Here is a 6,526-nt window from a genome sequence, read left to right as displayed (position 1 = left end):
ACCTTGGTAATCGGCTGATCGGTCGATTTTAATATTTCAGAGGTGGCCCACAGACCCAGGGTGGAGGCGTTAACCAGTGCAGACGTGGCTGCACCGACGTGGCTGCGCCACGCATAGGGGGAAATTTTGTCATCAATTAAAGCCGATACGGTGGCCGCATCGGGCACCCGCAAGAGGGCCTCGGCCAGGCACATCAGGGCGACCCCTTCCTCGGTGGTCAGGCCGTATTGCGCCATAAAGGCTTCCATCAAGTTGCTGTTCTTGGCCCGTCGCACCGCCTCGATCCAGGTTGTGGCCTGTTGCACCATCCGCGCCCGCTGCGCCGTATCGATTGCGGCGCGCATACTTAAGTCTAGTAAACACTGGCTTTCCGGAGCCAACACCTGCTGACGTAAACGATTGCGGATCTCAACTTCTGGGCTGTGGGCGATGGTCATGGGCGGCTACTCTGTCGAATCGGTTAAAGGATAAATATTAGCAGGCTCCTGTCGGTTATTTTCACTGCATTTGCTGTTATGGACCAACTTATGGCTTAATATGATTTGAATTAAGCAGCATTTAATGGGTTTTTTGATGAAAAACAGTGAATTAGATCGAACTGATCGTAAGATCCTCAAGGTTCTGGCCGTCGACGGCCGAGTCTCGGTGACGGACCTGGCGCTAATGGTCGGGCTATCCAAGAGCCCCTGTGCCCAGCGCATCAAGCGATTAGAGGGCGAAGGCTACATCAAAGGCTACAGTGCTATTGTCGACTACAACCGACTAGGACAAGCCCATGTTGTCTTTGTCGAGGTGACCTTGAGCTCGACTACCGACGCCTCCCTCAAGGCGTTTAACAAGGCAGTCATGGCCATTGCCGAAGTGGAACAGTGCCACATGATCGCGGGCGGCTTTGACTACCTATTAAAAATACGCAGCAAGGACATAGAAGACTATCGCCGTATCCTAGGTGAGCATATCTCGACGCTACCCTTTATTGGCCAGACCAGCACCTATGTGACCATGGAAACGGTGAAGGATTGAGGTAGAAAAGCAAGCATCCGCCCGCTTATTGGCCGCTGTTCGGCCCGAGCATAATTTGCGTATGAGCCAATTAAGCAGCTACGCGACAGGTTGTGAGTCCGATCCATCCTTTGGGTCGCCAACTGCCTAGCGCGACGTAACGCTGGGTGGAATGCACCCGAACTTTCGGAAATCATCCACCCATTTTCAGATCGTTACCCGCGCTTAAGTCCCTCTTTTAAAATCCTCTATCTCGAGTATCGTGTATCCCAAGGCAGTTTTCCCCTGATGAGTGCGGCACGCCATCATCGCTAAGCTGAGCGAATTAATTTTCTATTGGTTAGTAAACGAGTAATAGGGAGATTGACTATGATTCGGATTGGAATTTTTTTGTTAGGGGTTGGGTTGCTATTAGGTTGTGATGGTCAACACCTTGACGCCGCCCAAACGTTGCCCGCACAGAAATCAGTACATGAAGTATCCATCACAGATCTTCGCCCCGCCCGCCAGAAACTCGATCAAACTCTGTCAGTCAACCTGACCGACTGCCAATATGGTTCCTACCAGTTAGCGGACCATTATAGGACGCCCGGTCGAGTTGCGATTTTAACGCGTTATCTGTCCAATGAACTACCCGAAGCTTATCAGGGGATGGCTTTTGATCTGCACAATTTCACCATTCATATTAATAACCTGGCCCAATTAGTTGACCTTCCATCGGATGATTATCAACCTGATGATCAGGACGGCACCGGCCTGGATAATTTTGTTGTCGGTTGTTCGCAAGATGATTTAATGGGTGGTTACAATCTGGCCGAAGTGGCCAATGCGCTGCCCCCTCTGATTGCCGTGGCCGATCTGGCGGTGGGCGATAAGGTTTTTCACGTCCGCGTTATCCGGTCTCCTGACGCCCAGTTCTGGGCGTACAAGAATGCTCGCTGGGACGCCCTAATGAATGAGCTTGTCTTGGCCATTGGTGCGCAACTGGTTGCGGAAATCACCACCGAACCTACTATTTGAGGGCCCAATGACGTGACTGGAATTAGGTCGCCATGCAAAAAGATAGCCTTCCTATCTTGCTGATACATGATTTTATCAGGTAGACGGTATAAGGAAATGTTCTTGTAAATATAAATAAATAAATAAGATAATAAACCTGTAAATATTTTTATATTTGGAGGTTTATTATGACAAGGACGTTGTTAATTTCTTTCTTTATTGGGTCGCTATTGGCTAACCTTAGTGCTGCAACCTTGCCGCCCGGTTTTCAAGAAAACCTATTAATCAGTGGTCATGTTCGTCCGACCGCGATCCGCTTTACACCCGAAACCGGTGGGCCGGTGCAAGCATTCGTCGCTGAAAAAAGTGGCCGTATTTATTATTATAACGATCTTGGAAACCAACCGACCCAAGGTCAAGCCAAGTTGGTCGCTGACCTGAGCAACAATGTGCACGATTATTGGGATCGGGGTCTGTTGGGCCTGGCTATTCATCCGAATTTCCCCTACACCCCGCAACTGTTCGCTCTTTATGCCTTCGATGCCGGTAACTCTTTTAACGATGGCTGCGCCGATCCGACCGGCTACGGGTGTGTGATCAACGGCCGACTCGCGCGCTTAACCCTCGATCTGGATAACCTGGGTGTCGCTACGACCCTCGAATCGCCCCTGATTAGCGGTAAATGGTGCCAGCAATATCCCAGCCACACCGTTGGCGATCTGCACTTCGGTGCGGACGGTTTTCTCTATCTAAGTGCCGGTGAGGGGGCCAGTTTTACCTTTACCGATTTCGGTCAGGTTGGCAACCCCTGTGACGATCCAGTGACCGGCGTGCAAGCCAGTTCCCAGGGGGGGCAGTTACGCTCGCAGGATTTGCTAACCGGCGGTGATCGGTTGGACTTTCACGGCGCGGTATTGCGGCTCGATGTCTCCGGCGCTGTGGTCAGCGCACCGTCCGATAACCCCTTGATCGGCGGCGACGAGGCCGACGATTTTATGATTGCCATCGGCCTGCGCAATCCATTCCGTTTTACCATTCGCCCCAACACCAATGAACTTTGGCTCGCAGATGTGGGTGGCGGTGAATGGGAGGAGATCAATCGCTTGGCCGATCCGCTCGGTGCGATAGAGAATTTCGGCTGGCCCTGTTACGAAGGCACGGGCCAACATTTCAACGGTAATCTATTGTGCAACCCGGTGCACAATCAGACCTTTAACGGTTTGAATATGGATTTGGCGCCACCGTTTTTTGCCTATCGGCATCGTGACGAGGTGGTCGCCGGCGACGGTTGCGGCACCGGCGGATCCTCGGTCACTGGCATCAGCTTTAACGAGCGATTGGCCTATCCGGCGGCCTACGACAAGGCCCTGTTTTTCGCCGATTCCACGCGCCAATGTATTTGGGTTATCTACGCCGATGCGAACGGTCTGCCGGACCCAACGCGACGCGAGGCCTTTGTGGTTGATACCAGCGGACGCGTGGTCGATATCCAGCAGGGACCTGGTGGCCAGCTGCATTATGTCGACTTTGATGGCGGGCGGATTTATCGAATCGATTCCTATGGGAGCGCTAATCGGCCCCCGCAAGCCGCGTTGACGGCCGATGTGCGCAGCGGCCCGGCGCCACTCAGGGTGCACTTTGATGCATCGGATTCCACCGATGACCAACCTGACAGCCTCAGGTACAGCTGGGATCTCGATGGCGATGGTCAGTTCGGAGACGCGGATCAGGTCTATGCTCAAGCCCAGTATGACAGCGGCGGAAGCCGATTAGTGCAAGTGCTGGTGACCGATGCCGCGGGGCAGACCGACAGTGCAGCGATAGTGATTACCGTCGGCAACAGTGCCCCCAGTGTGACCATCGATCAGCCGTCCATAGCGCATCAATGGAGCGTCGGTGAAAACCTGATTTTAGCGGGCCGAGGCAGTGATGTCGAAGACGGCGACCTGCCGAGCGAGGCCTTATCGTGGAGCGTTATCATCGAGCATTGCGCGGCGGTCGACGATTGTCACGATCATCCCGTGGTCGATATTGCCGGTGACGGCGGCAGCTTTATTACCCCAGATCACGAATATCCGTCGGCCTTGCGCTTTGAGTTGACAGGCGTCGACTCCGGCATCGACTGGTGGGACAGTGCTTGGCAGTATCGCCGGCAGTTGACCGTCAACAACAGGGGGCTGACTGCCCAAGTGGATGTGCCGATCCTAGTGAAATTGAATCCAGCCCGCATCGACTATGCATTCACCCAGCCGGGTGGCCGAGACCTGGTATTTGTCGACAGCCGCGGCGAGCGTCTGGCCCATGAAATCGAGCGTTGGGATGCCACAGGCAACTCAACGCTCTGGGTACGCCTAGACCGACTGGTGAGCGGGGATGAGCCGGTCTTTCTCTATTACGGCAATAGCCTTGCGGCGGACAGTCAGCAACCTGCCCAGGTCTGGCGGAATGGCTATGCGGCCGTCTGGCATCTGTCCGAACTCACCGATTCGGTCGCCGGGCAGGCGTTGCTCAATGTGGGTACTGCGCCGGTATTGGGCGAGCTCGGTGGCGCGCGCAGCTTCAATGGCAGCAGCAATTATCTTAATGCCGGCAGCGATTTTAATCCGCTGCTGGTGGGCGATTTCTCCGTAGAGGCCTATGTGGACACCACCAATGATAGTATTTTCCAATACCCCAGATTAATCTCGAATAAGAATCTGTGGACCGAGGCCCAGGGAGTCAATCTAGAGCTCAGCCAGGCACGCAACTTGGCCATGCTCGGGGCGAGTAAGGCCTTTGTCAGTGGGCCGATGGATCTAAGCGGCGGCTATCATGCCGTGGCCGCTACCTATTCGGCGGCATCGGGCTTGGCCACGGTCTACGGTCAGGGTGTTGAACTGGCCCAGCAGGCTATTGGCGCAACGGTCTTGGCTTCGTTGCCGTTAAATATAGGCCGCCGGGCGGGTGGCGGGGATTACTTTACCGGCCGGATGGATGAACTCCGGCTGTCATCGCTCGTGCGCTCCGCGGACTGGCTGGCGCTGCAACAGAGGTCTCTGACCGACCAGCTGATCGACTTCGGCGCGCAGGAAGCCAACACGACCCTCTCGACCACGACAGCCTTGCGCTTAAATCCGCTCACCGCCGACCTGACGCTGCAGTCAGAGCCCGCCGGACTGGCCATTAGTCTGGGCGGATCGACCAGCCCGACACCGACGAACAAGACCCTAATCGCCGGTTCGACCACGAGCATCGAGGCTTTGTCGCCGCAACTGTTAGATCAAGTTGCCTATCGCTTCGTCAGCTGGTCCAACGCTGGTGAGCGTGCCCAAGCCTATCTTGCACCGGCCGGCTCATCGGTGCTGCGCGCCATCTTTGAGCCGATCGGCGCGGTCATGGACAGTGACGAAGACGGTCTGCCCGATGACTGGGAACGGCGCTTTGGCCTGGATCCTGATGACCCGAGCGATGCGCTAAGCGACGCCGACGACGATGGCCTGACCAACCTTGAGGAATTCAGCCATCAGTCCGACCCCAACGCCGCGGACACCGATGCGGACAGTTGGGATGATTTTACCGAAGTGACCTTCGGCGGGGACCCCAACGATGCCACGCGGGTGCCGAACCCACCGATCGTTCATCTGGATACACTTCAGGACAACCCGGTTTTTTACCGCTCGGATTTCTCCCTGCAAGCGAGTTGGACTGGCGCACCCTTGGCAACGGATCACCTGCACTTTATCGTCGATACGCCGCCGCATATCAGTGCCTTCCCCGATATCAACGGTGTCGCAACAGTTGACTATGTTGACATGCCCGACGGCGAACACAGCCTGACGGTGCAGGTAAACAGTGTGGCCCATGCCGGCTATCGCCATGCCGGTGCGCTCGCCCAACGCACCTTTACGGTCGACGCCAATCCCGCCACCGGCCTCTTGGTGCCGGGCCGAATTGAGGCCGAGGCTTACCACCGTTATCTTGAGTTCAGTGCCGCGGATCTGGGTACACAATGCTCAAACGGGGACGGCGTGGATAAACAGTTGACCACGGACCCCGAGGGTGGCGGTTGCAATGTGGGTTGGACCGAGGCGGGGGAATGGCTGGAATACGACCTCAAGGTTCAGCACGCAACTCAGCTGAGCTTTACCGCGCGGGTCGCCTCCAATGTGTTCAATCGCAGCTTTCATCTGGAGTTGGATGGCGTCGATATATCGGGTAGCCAAACCGTGCCCCGAAACGGCTGGCAAAGTTGGGGTAACAAAACCACCGCCGCGGTTCCTGTGTCGGCCGGCAAACACCGGTTGCGGGTGGTGTTTGATACCGGGCTGGTGAATTTGAATTTTATTCGCATCGATGAGCATTTGGGCCAGTAAGGTTATTTTTTATTAGGCCCTGCTGCTGTGGCCTATATTCACCGAGTCTTGCCGTCAATTAGGGCAGGACTTTCTCAAACCGACAATACGTGCAAATAAGACTGGAAAAAGTCGTCGATACAGTTCTTAATCGATTAAGTAACTCGTGGTGCGGGCCAATTTGAGCCGATCAG

Annotated in this window: 3 protein-coding genes and 1 pseudogene; 3 read left to right on the top strand and 1 reads right to left on the bottom strand. The window is 55.2% G+C overall.

Annotation, left to right across the window (positions count from 1 at the left end):
• Positions 1 to 437, bottom strand: a pseudogene (locus AC4FIC_RS06525) (bifunctional proline dehydrogenase/L-glutamate gamma-semialdehyde dehydrogenase); the annotation flags it as partial.
• Between the two features lie 136 nt (positions 438 to 573).
• Between AC4FIC_RS06525 and AC4FIC_RS06520 the strand changes: the two are divergent.
• From AC4FIC_RS06520 to AC4FIC_RS06510, 3 genes are all read left to right on the top strand, one after another.
• A complete protein-coding gene (locus tag AC4FIC_RS06520) occupies positions 574 to 1,023 on the top strand; it encodes an Lrp/AsnC family transcriptional regulator (protein WP_100258689.1) in 450 nt (149 codons plus the stop codon).
• 315 nt (positions 1,024 to 1,338) lie between these two features.
• Entirely contained in the window at positions 1,339 to 2,022 is a 684-nt protein-coding gene (locus tag AC4FIC_RS06515; protein WP_476194574.1) for a hypothetical protein, read from the top strand.
• Between the two features lie 167 nt (positions 2,023 to 2,189).
• On the top strand, positions 2,190 to 6,353 hold the full coding sequence (locus AC4FIC_RS06510) for a DUF2341 domain-containing protein (protein ID WP_476194874.1): 4,164 nt from the start codon (positions 2,190 to 2,192) through the stop codon (positions 6,351 to 6,353).
• Positions 6,354 to 6,526 lie beyond the last annotated feature (173 nt).

This window comes from Reinekea sp., from assembly GCF_982785585.1.
Note: the sequence above shows the minus strand (reverse complement) of the source record. Positions and strands in the feature narration are given on the sequence as shown.

Excerpts from the sequence above, each read along its gene's own strand:
- AC4FIC_RS06520 (WP_100258689.1), top strand. The coding sequence starts at position 574 with ATGAAAAACAGTGAATTAGATCGAACTGATCGTAAGATCCTCAAGGTT.
- AC4FIC_RS06510 (WP_476194874.1), top strand. The coding sequence starts at position 2,190 with ATGACAAGGACGTTGTTAATTTCTTTCTTTATTGGGTCGCTATTGGCT.